General features: G+C 64.2%; 12 protein-coding genes. All 12 read left to right on the top strand.

The window, feature by feature from the left end; genetic code table 11:
* Positions 1-2: 2 nt before the first annotated feature.
* The 12 genes from OG817_RS26200 (at position 3) to OG817_RS26145 (ending at position 19,207) form a co-directional block, all read left to right on the top strand.
* A complete protein-coding gene (locus tag OG817_RS26200) occupies positions 3-2,138 on the top strand; it encodes an AAA family ATPase (RefSeq protein ID WP_406047274.1) in 2,136 nt (711 codons plus the stop codon).
* A gap of 1,207 nt (positions 2,139-3,345) precedes the next feature.
* Entirely contained in the window at positions 3,346-3,669 is a 324-nt protein-coding gene (locus OG817_RS26195; protein ID WP_406047273.1) for a hypothetical protein, read from the top strand.
* A 717-nt stretch (positions 3,670-4,386) separates the two neighbouring features.
* Positions 4,387-5,163, top strand: a complete 777-nt coding sequence (locus OG817_RS26190) for a phytanoyl-CoA dioxygenase family protein (protein ID WP_406047272.1) — start codon at positions 4,387-4,389, stop codon at positions 5,161-5,163.
* Between the two features lie 262 nt (positions 5,164-5,425).
* Positions 5,426-6,142 carry a hypothetical protein gene (locus tag OG817_RS26185; protein WP_406047271.1) on the top strand — a complete coding sequence of 239 codons (717 nt, stop codon included), beginning with the start codon at positions 5,426-5,428 and terminating at the stop codon, positions 6,140-6,142.
* Between the two features lie 15 nt (positions 6,143-6,157).
* Positions 6,158-6,595, top strand: coding sequence for a hypothetical protein (locus tag OG817_RS26180; protein ID WP_406047270.1), 438 nt, complete (start codon positions 6,158-6,160; stop codon positions 6,593-6,595).
* A 621-nt stretch (positions 6,596-7,216) separates the two neighbouring features.
* Positions 7,217-9,412: a DPP IV N-terminal domain-containing protein gene (locus OG817_RS26175; RefSeq protein ID WP_406047269.1), complete on the top strand. Its 2,196-nt coding sequence runs from the start codon at positions 7,217-7,219 to the stop codon at positions 9,410-9,412.
* Between the two features lie 123 nt (positions 9,413-9,535).
* Complete coding sequence (locus OG817_RS26170) at positions 9,536-10,516, top strand: ABC transporter permease (protein ID WP_406047268.1); 981 nt, start codon at positions 9,536-9,538, stop codon at positions 10,514-10,516.
* 1 nt (position 10,517) lies between these two features.
* Positions 10,518-11,462, top strand: coding sequence for an ABC transporter permease (locus tag OG817_RS26165; RefSeq protein ID WP_406047267.1), 945 nt, complete (start codon positions 10,518-10,520; stop codon positions 11,460-11,462).
* Positions 11,459-13,585 carry a dipeptide ABC transporter ATP-binding protein gene (locus tag OG817_RS26160; RefSeq protein WP_406047266.1) on the top strand — a complete coding sequence of 709 codons (2,127 nt, stop codon included), beginning with the start codon at positions 11,459-11,461 and terminating at the stop codon, positions 13,583-13,585. The genes OG817_RS26165 and OG817_RS26160 overlap by 4 nt, the downstream gene beginning before the upstream one ends.
* Positions 13,566-15,413 carry an ABC transporter family substrate-binding protein gene (locus OG817_RS26155; RefSeq protein WP_406047265.1) on the top strand — a complete coding sequence of 616 codons (1,848 nt, stop codon included), beginning with the start codon at positions 13,566-13,568 and terminating at the stop codon, positions 15,411-15,413. The genes OG817_RS26160 and OG817_RS26155 overlap by 20 nt, the downstream gene beginning before the upstream one ends.
* Before the next feature lie 53 nt (positions 15,414-15,466).
* A complete protein-coding gene (locus tag OG817_RS26150) occupies positions 15,467-17,239 on the top strand; it encodes a gamma-glutamyltransferase family protein (protein ID WP_406047264.1) in 1,773 nt (590 codons plus the stop codon).
* A gap of 66 nt (positions 17,240-17,305) precedes the next feature.
* Positions 17,306-19,207 carry a glycoside hydrolase family 127 protein gene (locus OG817_RS26145; protein ID WP_406047263.1) on the top strand — a complete coding sequence of 634 codons (1,902 nt, stop codon included), beginning with the start codon at positions 17,306-17,308 and terminating at the stop codon, positions 19,205-19,207.
* Positions 19,208-19,219: the final 12 nt, after the last annotated feature.

The raw sequence follows: 19,219 nt of genomic DNA, 5'->3' as shown, positions 1-19,219 counted from the left end.
GCATGACGAGCCGTGGCAAAGCGACGCAGACGGCACAGCTCGGTGCGTTCACTGTTGCGGATCGGCTTCGGCAGGCGCGGCGCCGGCGGTTCGTCGGGCGGACCGGTGAGCTCGAGTTGTTCCGGACTGCGTTGACGTCGGGCGGGTCCGGCTTCACCGTGCTGTTCGTTCACGGGCCGGGAGGGATCGGGAAGACCGCTTTGCTCGGCGCTCTCGCCGAGGCCGCCGAGGAGGCGGGTGCTACGGCGGTGCGGCTGGACGCCCGGACGGTCGAGCCGTCGCCGCCCGCGTTCTACGCTGCACTCGGCGCGGCTCTCGGCCTGCCAGAACGAGCAGCACCGCTGGAGAGCCTCGCTGCGCACAGTCGCCCGATTCTCTTCATCGACACCTACGAGCAGTTGGTGCCGCTGGACAACTGGCTGCGTGAGGAGTTCCTGCCGGAGCTTCCCGCGGCCGCGCTGGTCGTGGTGGCCGGGCGTACGCCGCCTTCGCCGCACTGGGCGAGCGATCCTGGCTGGGGCGAGCTGCTGCAAGTAGTTGCCCTGCGCAACCTGCAACCCGACGACGCACGCGCCTACCTGCACGCCGCGGATGTGCCCGAGGACCTGCATGGACGAGTGCTGGAGATGACGCACGGGCATCCGCTCGCTCTGTCCCTGCTGGCCGATGTCGTCGAGCAGCACCGAGGTGCCCTCGCGCCGGGCCTGTCTCTGCACGAGACGCCGGACGTGGTGCGGGTACTGCTCGAACACTTCGTCGAGTGGGTCCCCAGCCCACGGCACCGCGAAGCGTTGGAGGCCTGCGCGCACGCCCGGTTCACCACGGAGGACCTGCTGCGTACGGTGCTCGGCGGCGACGACACGCATGAGCTGTTCGGCTGGCTGCGCGGGCTGTCGTTCGTCGAGGAGGACCCGTACGGGGTCTTCCCGCACGACGTGGCGCGGGATGTCCTCGACGCGGATCTGCGCTGGCGGGACCGCGCGTCGTACGCCGACCTGCACCGGCGGGTACGTCGGCACCTCGTGGAGCAGGCACGCCGTACCAGGGGACTGGAACAGCACCGGTGGGCTGCCGACATCATCTTCCTGCACCGCAACAACCCGGTGATGCGGAGCTTCTGGGACTGGGAGACCTTTGGTCACGCGTTCCCCGACGAGCTCCGCGACGAGGACCGCGCTCCCATCCTCGCGATGACCGAGCGGTACCAGACGGCCGAGCAGGCCGAGCTGGTGAGGCACTGGATGGAGCATCCTGCGGCGAGGTTCATTCCCATCCGGGCCGGAACCGGCGAGCCGATCGGCTACGGCGGGGCGATCACCCTCGATCAAGCCGGCGAGTCCGATCTCGCCGCCGACCCGGGCGCCGCGGCGATCTGGCAGTACGCGCAGAGACACGGCCCGCCGCGACCAGGCGAGAGCGTTCATGCGGCCAGGTTCCTGATCGACCGCGATGGCTACCAGAGGCCGTCTGCGTCGAACAACGTGATCACCGCGTGGCACATCCAGCACATCCTCACTACGCCGCGCCTGTCGTGGGACTTCATCGCGTGTTACGAGGACGGAGCCTTCTGGGAGCCCTTCTTCGCCTACATCGACTACCACCGAGCCCACGAGGCGGAGTACGACATCGGCACCCATCACTACGCCGTGTTCGCGCACGACTTCCGGCGGCTGGACCCCGCGGCCTGGCTGGAGCTGATGTCCGACCGGGAGATCGGCGCCCCCGCCGGACCGCCAACCGGCGCCGACCCGGAACTGCTGCTCTCCCAGCCCGACTTCGCCCACTCGGTTCGCGCCGCCCTGCGCTGTCTGCACCGGCCGGACCGGCTCGCCGGCAATCCGCTCCTGCGCTCCAGGCTGATCCGCGACCGCGGTGACTCCTCCGCCGACACGCTGCGTGCCCTCGTCCTGGAGGCCGCTGAGTCACTCCGGGTCGACCCCCGTGACGACAGATCCTTCCGGGCGATAGACCGTACTTTCCTACGGCCCGCCGGCACTCAGGAACGGGCCGCGGAGGTGCTCGGCCTGCCTTTCACCACCTACCGCCGCCACCTCGCCCGAGGCGTCGACCGCATCATCGACTGGCTATGGACCCAAGAAGTACACGGCCCCCAGGGCCCACCGCCCCCACCTCGCTGAGAGCCGAGGAGTGGGTCGGCATACACAGAGATTGGCCTCGTTTCAACTGGGACAAAAGGAGAGGTGGCACGTGAAGCCTGCTACCTACAGTCGCGCGCCGCTCGTTCGCGACTCCTGCTCGCCCTGGGCCCTTAATCTGCTGCATCTGGATTGGCAAACGGAGCTGCCGGGTATTTATCGATGACACAGGCGATGAATCGGCAGAAACCCCAAGGTGGTCTACGCGGCCAGTCCGGAGGCGGCCGGCCGGCGTCGAGTTCCAACGCGATGAGACCCATAACGTCAGCCTGTAAGTGCCTCCTAGAAGTGCTTGTACTCGACTGGCTCGTCGCCCTCGACAGCGGTGTGTGTGGATGGGGAGCACAGATATCACCCCGAGCGCTTTGAGCATGAAGCGGAAGAACCGATCGGCGTCTGCATCGGAAACACCAAGCATGTTCGTGGGGCCGATCAGCCGGTCGTGGAGAAGAGTGGTGTGTGGACGTCGTAAGAACTGACGAACCACCGCAATGCCGTAGGCACCGAGGCGAGGTCCGTGAGTGCCGGTCGCCTAAATCAGCGGGTCGCAGCACGCAGGCGGCGTCGGGGAGGTACGCCACTCCGCGAGCGCCGGTGTACCTCAGCGACGACCCGAGGATGAATGACTTTCGAGTCACCTGCTCCAGTTGGATGCTGGCTGGCTGACCCGGTTGATCAGGGTCTTCGAAGCAGTTCGCCCAGGGCGGAGGAGGAAGTGGTGGCATGTAGTCAGAGTCATCTGTCGGCGCCTGGCAGGCAAGGGGTGCCGAGGCGATTCGCATCCGGTCGAATCCGATGACCCCGTACATATGCGGGGTGGCTCAGGATTCCGGCAATCGAGACCATCCAATCGATGCCTGATCGCCGGCAGTTAACGGTCTTCGGGTCTCGATGGCATGTGGCCCCCGGACCCGATCGCGGGAAGGTGAACCCAGGAGTGCGCCATTTTGCGTTCGTTAGCGCGCGAGGGCGCAGCGTTGACCTTGCAACAGCACGGTGACGCGTTGGGCAGAGCCGCGCATGGAGTTCCACGTCCGCGCCGCCAGAGCGCGAATAGCACACGCTCGCCGAGCGTGATATCTACGAGGGTCTCGGACGCGCGTCATTGACACCCCGCCCGGCGCGGGCCACTGTGAAACCAGTGAATCCGCCGCCGACGCGTTCGGCCAGATTTCAAGGGGGAAATTCGATGGAGTCGAAGACTGGACCGATCTTGATTGGCCTGGCCTACTTGGGGCTGGTTGTTTTCATCATGCTGTTTTGCGCTGACCAGACCAGCTCCTTTGATGACTATTCCAAATATTGGGGCCTGTTCGGGACACTAATCGGTGTGACCACAGGCGCCATTCCCACCTTCTTCTTCAAAGCCCAGGCCGATCAAGCGGGCAAGAAGGCAGACGAGGCGACGGAGCGGGCCAATAAGGAATCCTCGAAGGCTCAACTATTCGCCGGGGCAGTTGAACCTCATGTCACCGCGCAAATCAAGGCTGACAATCCTACCCTGTTCATGTAGTCGGCCGGTCTGCCTGCGGTGCGGGCTGAGCCGAGTTGTGAGTGATCGACGGAGTCACGGTGGAGGTCGCATGGTGGTCGCGCGTTCAACGGAACTGTTCGTTGAGCACGATGTCGGGTTGCAACGTCCTACATAGGCACGCTGGCCGGACGACGTACGACCTTGCCGACGGGGAAGGGAAGTCCGCTGCGGTTGCCGGTCGCCCGCAGGCGCGCTGATCCGCGACGTTGGGGCGGGCGCGAGTAGACCGGTGGTGGAAAGCCCGTTGGACGTGGCTGCGCCGAGAGGTCGGTGGCGGCATAGCTGGAGCGGCCTCGTCTTCGGTTCTTGCGCCGTGGCTGCGTCCGGGATGAGGTGCCTGAGTTCCCGCTCGTGCCGGTCAGCAGCAACATCGAGGCCGCCACGGTCGTGGACTTGTGGCTGGGCGCCGTTCGGAGAGCCGCCGACGAGTTCTGGGTGAGGTGGATGTTTATCGGTATACGACTGGCGTCAGAATTGGATGGTGACCGCAATCATCCATCTCGTGCGCGGCCCGGCGAGCCGCATGCCGGCGGACTGAGCACCTCAGCGAACACTGACAGCCACCATCCGTGGGTTGCCTGGAGATGGTGGCTGTTGCGCTGACCACCAGCCGATCTGGTGATCCGTCCGACTCCCTGGTCGCTGTGATGCCAGATCCAGGAAGCCGTCTCAACACCATGAAGAAAGGACAGACTGATGCTCGATCCCGTCGTCGGCAAAGGTCAGCTGACCGAGACTGACCGCTTCATCTTCGAGTCATGGGGTTACTTCATGATTCCCAACGTCTTGTCACAGGACGAGGCCGCCGAGGCCTACGATGTTTCGCGGCGTCTGCACCAGAACCGCGACCGCGCGTTCGGGCAGATCGGCCGGAGCTACGAGAGCGAGCCGGTTCTCGAGCGGCTGATCGATCATCCTGACGTCCTTCCGAAAGTGCAGGGTCTGCTCGGCGACCGATTCGTGCTGCAAGCAGGCTGGAACACCATGCAGCCGGCGCACGCGGGGAACGGCCGTTGGCACCAGGACGGATCGGCCGCCTTCGACTTCAAGGACCTGGGATACCCGGTTCCGTTGCTTCAGCTCCGCGTTTCGTATCTGCTCACCGATCAGACTGTGCCCGGCATGGGCAACATGGAATTGATTCCCGGCAGCCACCGCTCGCGGGTCGGTCTACCCGATGCAGTCCGTGAGCCCAACGACGACATCGCGATCGGGCATGTGGTGTGCGCCGAGGCCGGGGCGGCTCTGGTGTTCCACAACGGCGTCTGGCATCGAACCTTCCGCCACGATGGCGATTACGACCGTTTCACAACGCATTACGTCTACAGCCCACCGTGGGTCCGCATGGCCGACCGTTTCAGCAACGACCCGGAGTTCCTTGAGCGCACCACGCCGCTGAGGCGCGCGTTGCTGGGGGAGTTCGCAAGGCCGGACGCCCCGTTCGGCGCCAACTACGATCCGCTGCCGATCTGACGTACGGACCCGCTTCCCCGCGACACCGGCCTTTGCGTTGAGTTGGAGGCCGGTGACTCGTAGGTGGTGGTGAGAACTTTGTTCGCCCTTGGCGCGTCAAATAAGTGTCCAAGGGGGGCATCGTGAAATCTCTTCACACCATTCGTTCTGTCAACGTCCGTCTACCTATCCATGCCAGGCGCTCGAACTCGCCGCCGACTCTGCGCCGGCCGGTTTCTTCAGGTCGCGTCCGGCATCTCTGCACGCGGCCTGCGGTCGCGCGATGAAACGTCATTCGTTCGTCCGCGGTCTGTTGACCGCAACAACCCTGGTGACAGGCCTGCTCCTCTTGGGGAGTACGTCGGCGTCAGCGACGAACACCGAGCACGCCACGGCTACCGGAAGCACAGCACTCGAGAGCCAGACCACCACGGCTCTGCCGCCGGTGTTCGGCAAGGCGCGGTTGACGTGCCACGACGAAGGCGCCGTCGTCGCCGCCAAGCTGTACAACCCGAATGCGACGCTCCAGCACTACATGGTCGGGATCACGGCGGGCGATGTGCAGGACACCTACGTCGTCTCGCCGGCCGCGCGTGGGACTGAGCTCGTCGAGTTCGGTGGTCTGCCCAACGGTACTTACTTGCTCCAGGCTCAGAACGCCGACGGGGACTTCGTCGCCGAAATCCGGGGACGTGTGCAGTGCGACGTCACGCCGCCCACTGGAACGCCAACCGGCACGCCCACGGGTACGCCGACCGACACGCCCACGGGTACGCCGACCGCACCACCGTCGCAGACGCCGACGACCGGTACGTCGTCCCCGACGACGCCGGTGGCCGTGCCAACCGCGGTGGAGGCTGGTCTTGCTGGACCGGTCGCGCAGGATGACTCCGACCAAACCTGGACGATCGTCGGCGCCGGCCTGTTGGTTGCCGTCGGCATCATGATCGGCCTGGCCGTGCTCCTGGTACGGCGTCGCCGCGGACTGCACCAGCTCTGACCGGGAACGTCCCGCATGGGTAGAAACCGACGTACCCGCCGCGACCGGCTGGCCTCATCGCTTCGAGGTCAGGTGGTCGTGGTGGTCGGCGTTCTGCTAGCGTTGCTGGCCGGATCGGTGGTGTTCGACCGGTCGGCCCGCGACGAGGCGTCGCCGACGTCCACGCTGGCCAAACCGGCCACGAGCTCTGCAGTTGCCCGGTCCGACGATGCAGTCCAGAGCGATCCGATCCGAATCCAACTTCGGCTGCGCGCGATCGCGACCGTCATCACCGGCACTGGCCGGATCAGCTACGTCGTGACATCAGTGACGAGCTACCCCAAACGATCGCTCGCGAAGCACGCCGCGGAGCTCTTCGAGCACAACACCCAGGGCCGGCTCGTACTCGTCACCTGCGATAACCGGGTACATGTCAGCTCCGTAGAACGTTTGGCAAGCGCTCGTCAGTACTGACGACCCGAGGAGCTGCCGCGAGCGCGGTGGAGATCTACTCCACCTTCGAAGGCACCTCCGAAGTCCAGCGCCTCGTCATAGCCAGGGCCATCTCCGGCATGCGCATCCGCTGACGTTCCCGCAGGTCAGAGACTGATCCCAGGGTCATCGGGCGCAGTCCGACTCCCAAGAGGTAGTGGGGGAGCGTACGGCCACCTGCTCCGTCACTGCTCCGTGAGGCTTCAGAGAGAAAGGCCGGGCCAATCTGGAGTCCATAGCCTTCCTCGCCCACTCATGCGACGACGGCAGCATGACCTGGCTCCCGCGGGAGCTCCGACCTACTGGCATGTCGCACACCAGCTGGGAGTCGTCCTCGAAGGCGGCCTCCACCAGCCGAGCGGCTAGGTCTGTGGTCGCGGCGGTGGGCCGATGCCAGAATCCGTTGTCACCGGTGACATATCACATTACACTTCACCGGTAGTTCCAAGCCGTGCGGTGCCGGAATGGCGATCGACAGGTCGACTTCACGCCGCACCACAGGTCCAACGGAAGCCATGGCCAAGACCGCCTGAGTTGCACCAGGAGGAAGTCATCTACAGCGTTGAGGACTACGCCCGGGCGGAATCGTTCCTTCCCTGGCAGATGGAGACTCGGGTACCCGGAGAGGTCACCGAGATCGCATGGCTGCCGGGCTCACCCCGGTATCGGTTCAAGCTGAGTACGCAGGAGGGCTGGCGTTACCGCATCGCCGATGCGTCGGCCCGCACCGAACACCAGGATGCGTTCGACCATGAAGGCCTGGCTGCTGCACTGGTCGAAGCAACCGACGAGAAGGTTGACCCCAGTCGCCTCAAGCCGACGCGGATCGACTACCGGGGCGCCGATGATCTCGAGTTCGATTTCAACGATGCCCGGTGGCGCTGGGACGGCAGCGAGCTACGGCAGTTCAGTGAGGAAGATCAATTCGGGGTACGTTCCCCGGACGGCACCAAGATCGCTTTCAATCGTGATCACGACTTGTGGGTCCGCGAGGTGGCGACAGGCATCGAGCGCCGTCTGACCTGCGGGGGCAAGGAAGGGTCGTTCTACGGCGCAGTTCTGCCGTCCCCGCTGCGCGCCGCCGGACTGCCCGGGGCCGGACAGCCGTGGAAGGACACCAAAGTCCTTTGGTCGCCCGACAGCAGCCGGCTACTGACCCATCGGGTCGACACCGCGGGTGCCGGGACCATCACCATGAGCCTGTCGACGCCGCGGTCTGGCAGCATTCGACCGGAGGCGGTGGAGTACTTCTATCCCTTGCCGGGCGATGATCCGCTGCCGACGGCGACTTTGGTCATCATCGACCTCGCATCCGACGACAGTACGCCGGTTGATATAGCACCGCTGGAGCTCTACTACTACGGCAGCCCGATCCCCGGTCCCGACAGCAGTTCGCGCACTATGTGGTGGCGACAGGACGGGTCGTCGCTTTACCTGTTGCGGCTGTTCCGCGGCGATCGGCATGCGACCCTGTATGAGATCGGTGCCGACGGTTCAAGTCGTGTCATCGTGGACGAGGAGGCGGAGACGCCGGTCGACTCCAACCTGTCGACGTCGGGTCCGGTGAATCACCGGACCATTGAAGATCAGGATCTGACGCTCTGGTATTCGCAGCGTGACGGCTGGGGCCATCTGTACACGTACCGCACCTCAACCGGGACACTGCTCAATCAACTGACCTCGGGCGAGTGGGCGGTCGCGGATGTACTGCACGTCGGCGACGGGTACGTCTACTTCACTGCAGTGGGCAAAGACGTGAGTGAGGATCCGTACCTCCGTCGGCTGTATCGGGTGCGGCTGGACGGTTCGTCGTCTGAACCGGAGTTGCTGACCCCGCAGGACGGCAGCCACGAGGTCAGCTTCGCGCCGGACGGCGGCTATTTCATCAGCACGTGGTCGAAGGTCGACAGGGCCCCGGTGGCGGAGCTGGTCCGTTCCTCGGGGGAGAGCGTCGGCGTCATCGCTGAAGTGGACCTTTCTGCGCTGACCGAGTCCGGTTGGCAGTTCCCGGAACGCTTCTCGGCTCCCTCCCGGGACGGCAGGACCCGGGTGTACGGCGTGATCGTCCGACCGACCAACTTCGACCCAGACAAGAGTTATCCGGTGATCGATTCGATCTACGGCGGGCCGCAGATGAACCAGGCTCCGGTTGGTCTGACCGAAGCGGCGCGGATCTGGGCGGCACAGGCGATCGCTGAACTCGGTTTCGTCGTCGTGCTGATCGACGGGTTGGGCATGCCGTACCGGTCGAAGGAATTCCGTGACGTCTCCTATCGCAATCTCGGCGATGCCGGCCTGCCGGATCACATCAGCGCGATGCGGGACCTGAAGGTCCGGTACCCGAATCTTGATCTCGATCGGGTCGGCATCTTCGGGCACTCGGCTGGTGGATACGCATCGACGCGCGCGATCCTGGCACATCCGGAGTTCTACAAGGTCTGTGTGTCGGGTGCCGGCAACCATGATCATCGGACCGACAAGGCGTGGTGGATCGAGCGCTACCAGGGTTGGCCCGTCGGTGATCATTACATCGAGCAGGCCAATCGGACGCTCGCCGGCAGGTTGCAGGGCAAGTTGCTGCTGATTCACGGTGAGGCCGATGAGAACGTGCCGGTCGCCTCGACGCTGTCGCTGGCCGACGCGTTGATCGCCGCGGACAAGGACTTCGACCTGCTGATCCTGCCGAACCGGTCGCACGCCTGTGGTTCAGAGCCGTACGTGATCAGGCGACGGTGGGACTACTTCGTCCGGCACCTGGCCGGGCAGGAGCCACCGAACTACAGCATCCGTAAGTCCTGAGAGCGGAGCCGGCGGCGCTGGGTCACTGGTCCAGTTCGCAAGCCGAATAATTCAGCTGCCGCTGGCGATCGATCGGTGTTCGGAAGTGAAGGCAGACAGCGATGCCCCATGGGAGTTGCCTAAGTGGTTAAATACTTGGCTCGCCGCATCGGCGGTTGGTTACTGATGGTTATCGTGGCAACCAACATCACATACTTCTTGGCCAATGCGTTTCTTGATCCGCGCACACTGTTCGTCGGTCGGCGGCCACCGCTGACGGAGAAGCAAGTCGACACTTTGCTGCAGGCGAACAACCTAAATAGTCACGAGAGCATCTTCCTGCGGTGGTGGACGTGGGCGAAGGACATCGTTCTGCACTGGGACTGGGGAAACAGCCCTACTGGCGATCCGGTGAACGGCGAAATCGCCTTCCGCATCGGGGTGAGCGCCGAGTTGCTGCTGGGTGCCTTCGTGCTGTACACGATCATCGGCATCAGCCTGGGCATCTACAGCGCATCCCGGCAGTACAAGGTGCCGGACCGCATCGTCCAGGCGACCTCGATCATCACCTTGAACATACCCGTCGTGGTGATGTCGCTGGCGATCGTGCTGGCCGCAATCTGGGTCAACCAGAAGGTCGGCATCCGAATGTTCTACGTGACTGGGTCGTCGTCGGCTGATGCCCACGGGTTCGGCAAGATCATCGACCTGCTACAACATCTGACGCTGCCGACGATCTCACTGGTGATCATCAGTTACGCAGGTACTCAGATGCTGCAACGATCGTTGCTGTTGGACACCATATCCGCCGACTATGTGCGAATGGCGCGCGCCAAGGGATTGACCAAGGCGCAAGCGATCCGCAAGCACGCGTTACGGACATCGTTGATTCCGGTCGCCACCCAGGTGGCCTTCTCGATTCCTGGACTGTTCACCGGTGCGGTGCTGACCGAGACGATCTTCAACTGGCAGGGCATGGGCCAGTACTTCATCGACACGCTGAACAAGATGAACATCAACGGAGTGGTCGCGGTCGCAGCCTTCGGCGCCATGATGACGGCGATCGGAGCAGTCCTCGCCGATATCGCCGTTGTCGTCCTGGATCCGAGAGTGCGGGTGCATTGAGATGAGCGTCAATGACGTCCAAGACCAGCTGACGGCGGGCACGCTGGAGCGAGAGGACTCGACCGGCGCGGCGGCGACGAGTCAACGGAAGCGGTTGTCGCGGAGGGAGCTCTATACCCGCCGGTTTCTGCGGAACCGTCCGGCGGTGGCGGGCCTGATCATCTTCGCCGTGATCGTCCTGTTCTCGATCTTTGGAGGATTGGCTGCCAAGCACAGCTATTTGGAGACCGACTTCCTGAATCTCTCTGCGCCGCCATCCGCCGATCATTGGTTCGGCACGAATGATGCTGGAAACGACCTGTATGCAGAAACGGTTCACGGTCTGCAGCGCTCGTTGATCATCGCGCTGATTGTCTCGACCGGTACGACTGTGATTTCTGCGGTCGTCGGGGCCGCAGCAGCGTACTTCGGGGGCTCTTTTGAGCGTGTGGTGCTGGGCGTCATCCACTTCCTCATGGTTGTTCCGACCTTCTTGATCCTGGCTCTCTTCTCGAACCGTTCCGGTGGCAGCTGGATCGTGATCGCCGTCATCATGTTATTGGTCAACTGGTTCTGGCCCGCCCGCGTCGTCTGGACATTGTCATTGTCTGTTCGCGAACGCGATTATGTCAGCGCGTCGCGCTATATGGGGGTATCTGGATTGCGCATCGTCGTTCGGCACATCATCCCAAATATCGGCTCGCTGCTCATTATTCAATTCACTCTGGGAGTTGTTGGCGCGGTGCTGTCGGAGACCGGACTGTCGTTCATCGGATTCGGTGTCAAGCCGCCCGATGTCTCGCTGGGGGCCCTGATCGGAGGCGGCGCGGACACGGTGTCGAGTGCGCCCTGGCTGTTCTACTTCCCAGCAGCCGCTCTGACCTTGTTGACGGTGTCGATGGCATTGGTCTCTGACGGCCTGCGGGATGCCTTCGATCCCACCTCCGCGGCGGGGGGCCGCGCATGACCGTGACGAAGATTGTCGACCTGCCGCAGACCAGTCAGTCCGATGCGCTGCTCGCAGTTCGCGACCTGCGGGTGAGTTTCCCGTCCGAAGCCGGCCGGGTGGACGCCGTTGCCGGAGTCTCGTTCGACCTGCAACCCGGTCGTACGCTGGGCATCGTCGGCGAGTCCGGTTCGGGTAAGTCGGTGACCTCGCTGGCGATCATGGGGCTGCTGGACGATGCCGCTTCGGTGCAGGGATCGATCAAGCTCGGCGGCCGGGAGCTGCTCGGGCTGGACGACCGCGCCATGTCGAGGATCCGTGGCAAGGACATCTCGATGGTCTTCCAGGATCCGCTGTCCACATTGACCCCCGTCTTCACGATTGGGGACCAGCTGGTCGAGGCACTGACGACCCACGGCACCATGGGGAGACGTCAGGCAGCCGAACGGGCCGTCGAGCTGCTTCGGCTGGTCGGGATCCCGCAACCGGAGAGCCGGTTGAAGTCCTTCCCCCACGAGTTCTCCGGCGGCATGCGGCAGCGGGTCGTGATCGCGATCGCGATCGCGAACAACCCGCAGGTGATCATCGCCGACGAGCCGACGACGGCTCTTGACGTAACCATTCAGGCCCAGATCCTGCAGGTGCTGAAGCGCGCCCAGGAGGAGACGGGTGCTGCAGTCATCATGATCACGCACGACATGGGCGTGGTGGCCAGCGTCGCGGATGACGTCGTCGTGATGTACGCCGGCCGACCGGTCGAGCATGCCTCGGTCTATGAGGTCTTCGCCAAGCCGAGGATGCCCTACACGATCGGGCTGCTGGCCGCGATTCCGCGAGCCGATCGTCGTGACGCGCAGTCTCTCGTGCCGATCCAAGGTAACCCTCCGATCCTGATCAACCTGCCCGACCAGTGCCAGTTCGCAGACCGCTGCCCGATCGCGATTGATGCTTGCCGAGACGAGGTTCCCCAACTCGAGGTGGTCCTGAACGGCTCGAACGATGCCAACGGCGTCGGGCGTGATCGAGACTCCAAGCACCAGGTCGCATGTATCCGTGCCGCTGAGATCGGCGACGGCGGCACGATCAAGGGTCGACCGATCTTCCCGGTCCCTGAGATCGCCGCAAGTGATCTCGCACAGGTTCCCCGCGGTGAGCGGAAGCCGGTGCTGGCCGTTGACAACCTGGTGAAAGAGTTCCCGCTGTTGAAGGGCGCAGTTCTCAAGCGACGCATCGGGACGGTCTATGCGGTCAACGGCATCTCCTTCGACATTCGCGAAGGGGAGACGATGGCGATCGTCGGGGAGTCTGGCTGTGGCAAGACGACCACCCTGTTGGAGATCATGGAGTTGGCACCCCAGCACGGGAGCGACATCCAGATCGACGGTCGCAGCGTCACGGGCCTGAACAAGCGTGAGATCAGGACTGTCCGCCGCGACCTGCAGATCGTCTTCCAGGATCCCATGGGTTCACTCAATCCGCGATCGACCGTATTCGACCTGATCGCGGAGCCGATGCGGGCATTCCGCTACTCCTCCGGCGAGGTCGAGAAGCGTGTCGAGGAACTGATGGATCTGGTCGGCCTCAATCCGGAGCACAGCGACCGGTTTCCGGCTGCGTTCTCCGGCGGGCAGCGGCAGCGGATCGGCATCGCGCGAGCTCTGGCGACCAATCCGAAGCTGATCGTGCTGGACGAACCGGTATCGGCCCTGGACGTCTCCATTCAAGCCGGTGTCATCAACCTTCTGGAAGAGCTGAAGGCAAAGCTCGGCATCTCGTTCCTGTTCGTGGCGCACGACCTGTCGGTGGTGCGGCACATCGCCGACCGGATCGGTGTGATGTATCTGGGCAAGTTCGTCGAGTACGGCGAGGTTGACGCAGTCTTTGAGGATCCACAGCACCCGTACACGGCGGCCCTGCTGTCGGCGATCCCGCTGCCCGACCCGGTGAAGGAACGCACCCGGGAACGAATCCTGCTGACCGGTGACCTGCCGAGCCCGATCGACAATTCCCCGGGGTGCCGGTTCGTCAGCCGCTGCCAGCTCCACCAAAGTCTCGAACCGGATCGCCAGGCGCGCTGTCGGGACGAGACGCCTGCACTCACTGGTGTTGACGGCGTGCATGTCAATGCGTGCCACTGGCGGTGACGAGTGTCTTTGCGCTGTCACGCCGATGCTGGGATCAATGACCGAATTAGGAGCCGGGTGGTCACCCGTAGACCCCGGCTCGCCGGAAAGAAGGAGACAAGAGATGGGACTTCGTAATGGGGTCTTCGGTGCGGCGGCCGGTGCGCTGGCTGTTGTGCTGACGATGTCGGCGTGCGCGGCCAGCAAAGGCAACGGCGCCGGCAATGGCGATGAGGAGACGAAGAAGCTTGCCAACACGTTCAGCGTGGACTGGAATCCGAAGCCGCGGGACAAGATCAAAGATGGTGGCGCCGTGACGATCCCAGTCACGGAGATTCCCTCCCAGGAGAACACGATGGCTGTCGGTACGACGACAGCGAGCGCGGCGATCTGGAACTGGTACAACCCGCAATTGACGTTCTTGACGCCGGAGGGCAAGTGGTCGTACAACAAGGACTATCTGTCCGACGTCAGCCGCTCGGAAAAGGGCGGCAGCACGGTCGTCACGTACACCCTCAATCCCAAGGCCGTCTGGAATGACGGCACCCCGATGACGTGGAAGAGTTTCGAGCTGACCTGGAAGTCCTGCAACGGGTCGGATTCGAAATACCAGACGACCAGCGACTGCTCGAACGTCACATCGGTGAAGCAGGGCATGAATGACCGGCAGGCGGTGGTCACCTATGACGGCCCGTACGCCTGGTGGCAGAGCGGGTTCGGGGCGATTCTGAATCCGCACGTCACCAACTCTGACATCTTCAACAATGCCTACCAGAACAAGTTGCAGGAGAACTGGGGTGCCGGGCCGTACACGGTGGCCAGTGCGAACTTCAAGGCCGGCCGGATCGTGTTCAAGCGCAATCCGAGGTGGTGGGGCAACAAGGGCAAGCTGGATCAGGTCGTCTATCAGCAGATGGAGGAGACCGCCGAGATCAACGCGTTCAAGAACGGCGAGGTTGATCTGGCGACGACGGCTACCAAGGACCGGCTGACCCAGGTCCAGGGCATGTCGGATGTCACCGTCCACCGGTCGACGTCGAACGGCATCAGCCTGCTGATTCTCAACGCTTCTCGTCCGCAGTTGAAGGATGTCAATGTGCGGAAGGCGATCTTGGAAGGGATTGACCGCACGACCTTGGCCAAGATCCAGTACAACGGCCTCGGGTACACCGGCGCGGTCGGCGGATCGTTGATCTTGCTGCCCTTCCAGAACGGCTATTCCGATTCGGCCGGCAACGCCGGCTACAAGTACAGCACCGATGAGGCGAACAAACTGCTCGACGCGGCCGGCTGGAAGATGGGCGCCGACGGCGTCCGCGAGAAAGGCGGACAGAAGCTCACGATCCAGTTCCCGTTGTCCGGAGACGATCCGAGCACCGTCGCCCAGGGCAAGGCGATCATCTCCATGGAGAAGAAGATCGGCGTCCAGGTCAACATCAAGCAGATTGCCAGCGCGGACTTCATCAAGACGCTCACCGGCCACGACTGGGACGCATTCATGTCCGGCTTCTCCATGAGTGACCCGTACGGAGCAAACTACATCTGCTACTTCTACTGCTCCCCGGCCGCCGGCCAGGCAGCGGCCGGCAACAACAGTGCCGCCGGTACCAAGGCACTGGACACGCAGATGCGGGCACTGGCCAAGATCCCGGACCCGGACAAGCAGACCCAGGCGGCGATGAAACTCGAGTCCGATTGGTACCAGCAGACCTGGGGTGAGCTCCCGACCGTCAACGGCCCCGCGGTGGTCACGACCAAGAAGGGGTTGGCCAACCTCGCACCGGTTCCGTTCTTCGGGCTGGCCGCCTACGGCTCGGTTCCGGTGGAGGACTTCGGCTGGGAGAAGTGATCCTGTTCAGGTGTCCATGTGCATCACGTGCAAGATCAATCGAAGGAATCCCCTTGTTCACAACGCGTCCTGAGCTGGTCGGCGATGTTGGGATGGTGGCCAGTACGCACTGGCTGGCCTCTCAGACCGGGATGTCCGTGCTGGAGCGCGGTGGCAATGCCGCCGATGCGGCAGTGGCTGCCGGGTTCGTGTTGCAGGTGGTCGAGCCGCACCTGAACGGGCCGGGTGGCGACGTGCCGATCCTGTTGTGGTCCGAAGTCGATCAGAAGGTGTCTGTCGTCTGCGGACAGGGCGTCGCTCCCGGGGCCGCTACGGGCGAACGGCTACGCGATCTCGGGCTGGACATCATGCCCGGGACCGGTCATCTGCCCACTGTCGTACCGGGCGCGTTCGGTGCCTGGATGACGTTGTTGCAGCAGTGGGGCACCTGGTCGGTACGCGATGTGCTGGAACCAGCCATCCACTACGCGCGCGACGGCCACCCGCTGCTGCGACGGGTGAGCGACGCGATCGGCACCGTCCAGCAGCTGTTCACCGAGCACTGGCCGACGTCGGCGGAGACCTGGTTGCCCGGAGGCTCGGTCCCGATGGCCAATTCACGCTTCAAGCGGCCGGCGCTCGCGGCCACGTACGAACGGATCATCGCCGAATCGGCTGCCGCGGGCGGCACCCGGAACCAGCAGATCGATGCCGCGAAGAACGCCTGGTACAGAGGTTTCGTTGCCGAGGCGATCGAACGCTACTGCACCAGGACGCCGGTGATGGATACCACCGGCGAGGCACATGTCGGTCTGATGACCGCAGATGATCTTGCCCGGTGGGATGCGGCGGTCGAGGAACCGGTGACGTTCGACTACCACAACTACACGGTGTGCAAGACCGGGCCGTGGGGTCAGGGCCCGGTGTTCCTTCAGCAGTTGGCGCTGTTGCAGGGATTTGATCTCGAGTCGATGAAGCCGGGCAGTGCGGACTGGGTGCACACCATCATCGAGGCGGGAAAGCTTGCGTACGCCGACCGCGAGGCCTGGTACGGAGACCCTGCCTTCGTCGACGTACCACTGGCCGACCTGCTGAGCCCCGGTTACAACGACGACCGCCGGACGTTGATCAGCGACGAGGCGTCTTTCAGCCTTCGTCCGGGCGAGCCTGGCGGGCGTAGGCCGATGATGCCTGCCTACCCGGACTCGCCGCAGATCGACGCCGCGGGTGCCGGTGAGCCGACGATCAGCGCTGCCGGAGAGGTACGTGGTGACACCTGCCATCTGGACGTCGTAGACAGCTCCGGGATGATGATCGCCGCGACCCCGAGTGGTGGCTGGTTCCAGGCGTCGCCGACGGTCCCGGACCTGGGTTTCTGCTTGAGCACCCGCGGCCAGATGTTCTGGGTCGAGCAGGGCCTGCCGAATTCGATCGCACCGGGGAAGCGTCCGCGGACGACCTTGACGCCGTCGCTCGCCCTTCGGGATGGCAAGCCCTGGCTCGCCTTCGGTACGCCCGGTGGTGATTTCCAGGATCAGTGGACGCTGCACTTCTTCCTCAACGTCGTGCACGGAGGACTGAATCTGCAGGAGGCGATCGATCAGCCGGAGTTCCACTCGATCCATATGCCGAATTCGTTCTATCCCCGGGACACGCACCTCGGTCAGTTGCTGATCGAAGGCAGGTTCGATCCGGCCGTGATCAAGGAGCTGGAGCGTCGTGGGCACGGCGTGACGGTCCGCGGCGACTGGGCCATGGGGTATGTCAGCGCGGTGGCGCGGGAGGGTGACTGGCTCAAGGCCGCCGCGAACCCGCGCGGCATGCAGGGATACGCGGTCGGACGCTAGCGATCAAGGAGCAGATCAGTGACGATCACGTCAACAAATGATGCCGGGACACGGCGAGGGCCGGCGGTGGCCGCAACGGGCCGATACGGCCGTGGACTCGGTCGGCAGCACGTCACGCTCGGGGACGGACTGCTCAGTGACTGGCAGCTGCGCAATGCCGAGGTAACAGTCCCGCACACGCTGGAGCAACTCAGTAGGGCGGGAAACCTGCACAACTTCCGGCGGTTGATCGGCGAGGCCGATGGGCCGTACCGCGGTCGCTATGCGTTCCTGGATACCGATATCTACAAGACACTGGAAGGGCTGGCCTACCTGGCCGATGACCAGCGACAGCCGGGTGTCCAGGAGTTCATCACTGAATCCATCCGGCTGATCGGCGCAGTGCAGGCGCAGGACGGATACATCGGAACCTTCTACCAGGCGACCGACCGGACCAAGGAGCCCTGGTCCGACCTGACCTGGGGACACGAGTTGTACAACCTCGGTCATCTCATCCAGGCTGCCGTCGCTCTGCGGCGCCAGTCCGGGGATGACACGCTGCTGGAGGTCGCAGTACGGTTCGCCGACCTGGTCTGGCAGCGCTATGGCGAGGACGGGGAGCCCAGGTACTGCGGGCATCCCGAGATCGAGATGGCGCTTGTCGAGCTCTTCCGCGAGACCGGCGACGAACGCTGGCTGTGTCAGGCGGAGCTCTTCGTCGAGCGTCGTGGCAGCGGCGGGCTGGTGCATTCGATCTTTCCCGCGGAGTACTTCGCTGACCACGTATCGCTGCGCGAGATGGAGTCGGTGACCGGTCACGCGGTTCGGATGATGTATCTGGCGGCGGGCGCGACCGATGTCGCCCTCGAGCGGGGCGACGCCGGCATTCTGGCCGAACTCGAACGGCTCTTCGACGACATGGTTGCCGGCAAGCTCTATCTCACCGGTGGGCTGGGGTCCCGGCACACCGACGAGGCGATCGGTGATCGTTTCGAGCTGCCCAGCGATCGGGCGTACGCCGAGACCTGCGCGGCGATCGGTGCCATGCAGTGGGCCTGGCGGCTGTTCCTGGCCACCGGGCGGTCGGACGTTCTGGACGTCTTCGAACGTGTGCTCTACAACGCTTACGCAGTTGGGATCTCCGCGGACGGTGCCGCCTTCTTCTACGACAATCCACTGCAACGACGCCCTGATCACTCCCAGCGCAGTGGCGCCGAGTCCGGCGCCGAAGTACTCCGGCGCAGTTGGTTCGGCTGCCCCTGCTGCCCGCCCAACGTGATCCGCTGGATGGCCGAACTCCAAGATCATCTCGCCCTGGCCGATGATCATTCGCTGACCCTGGCGGTGCTGGCTTCGGCGACCATATCTTCGCCCGCACTGGATGTCACGGTGCAGACGGCCTATCCCTGGGACGGAACCGTGACGGTCACCGTCGATCGTGCCGGCGACGGCCCTGCACTGGTCAGGGTCCGGGTTCCGGCCTGGAGCGGCGCCGTCAAGATCACGCTGAATGGTGTCGAGCAGTCCACCCCCATCGTCGACGGCTGGCTTGTCGTGAACCGCACTTGGCTGGCCGGCGACGTGCTGCAACTGACCATGCAGCTGCCGGTCCGGATCATGGAACCGCATCCGCACCTGGACGCGGTCCGGGGCACGGTCGCCGTGACCTGCGGACCGCTGGTCTACTGCCTCGAGCAGTGCGACGTCGGGTTCGGAGTCGATGACGTCGTCCTCGACCCGGCCGCAGTCCCCAGTGATCATCATCCTCAGGTCAATGGGCAGCCGGAGGACCCGGTCAATGCCGGGATCGCCGTTCCGGTGACTTCCGCGCCGACGGCCGGACGGGAGCTGTACACCGAGTTCCGGATAGCTGTCGAGAGCCCCGCCACCGATCCGCCGACGGCCCGGACTCGGGCGATCTTCACGCCCTACTTCCTGTGGGGCAACCGGGGCGCACACCCGATGAGGGTCTGGCTCCGCCTCTCCTGACCTGCCAACCCG

Origin of the sequence: Kribbella sp. NBC_00889 (assembly GCF_045207705.1) — a bacterium.
GTDB lineage: Bacteria > Actinomycetota > Actinomycetes > Propionibacteriales > Kribbellaceae > Kribbella.
Note: the sequence above shows the minus strand (reverse complement) of the source record. Positions and strands in the feature narration are given on the sequence as shown.

Coding starts and splice junctions, on each gene's coding strand:
- OG817_RS26200 (WP_406047274.1), top strand. CDS start 3: ATGACGAGCCGTGGCAAAGCGACGCAGACGGCACAGCTCGGTGCGTTC.
- OG817_RS26195 (WP_406047273.1), top strand. CDS start 3,346: ATGGAGTCGAAGACTGGACCGATCTTGATTGGCCTGGCCTACTTGGGG.
- OG817_RS26190 (WP_406047272.1), top strand. CDS start 4,387: ATGCTCGATCCCGTCGTCGGCAAAGGTCAGCTGACCGAGACTGACCGC.
- OG817_RS26185 (WP_406047271.1), top strand. CDS start 5,426: ATGAAACGTCATTCGTTCGTCCGCGGTCTGTTGACCGCAACAACCCTG.
- OG817_RS26180 (WP_406047270.1), top strand. CDS start 6,158: ATGGGTAGAAACCGACGTACCCGCCGCGACCGGCTGGCCTCATCGCTT.
- OG817_RS26175 (WP_406047269.1), top strand. CDS start 7,217: ATGGAGACTCGGGTACCCGGAGAGGTCACCGAGATCGCATGGCTGCCG.
- OG817_RS26165 (WP_406047267.1), top strand. CDS start 10,518: ATGAGCGTCAATGACGTCCAAGACCAGCTGACGGCGGGCACGCTGGAG.
- OG817_RS26160 (WP_406047266.1), top strand. CDS start 11,459: ATGACCGTGACGAAGATTGTCGACCTGCCGCAGACCAGTCAGTCCGAT.
- OG817_RS26155 (WP_406047265.1), top strand. CDS start 13,566: ATGCGTGCCACTGGCGGTGACGAGTGTCTTTGCGCTGTCACGCCGATG.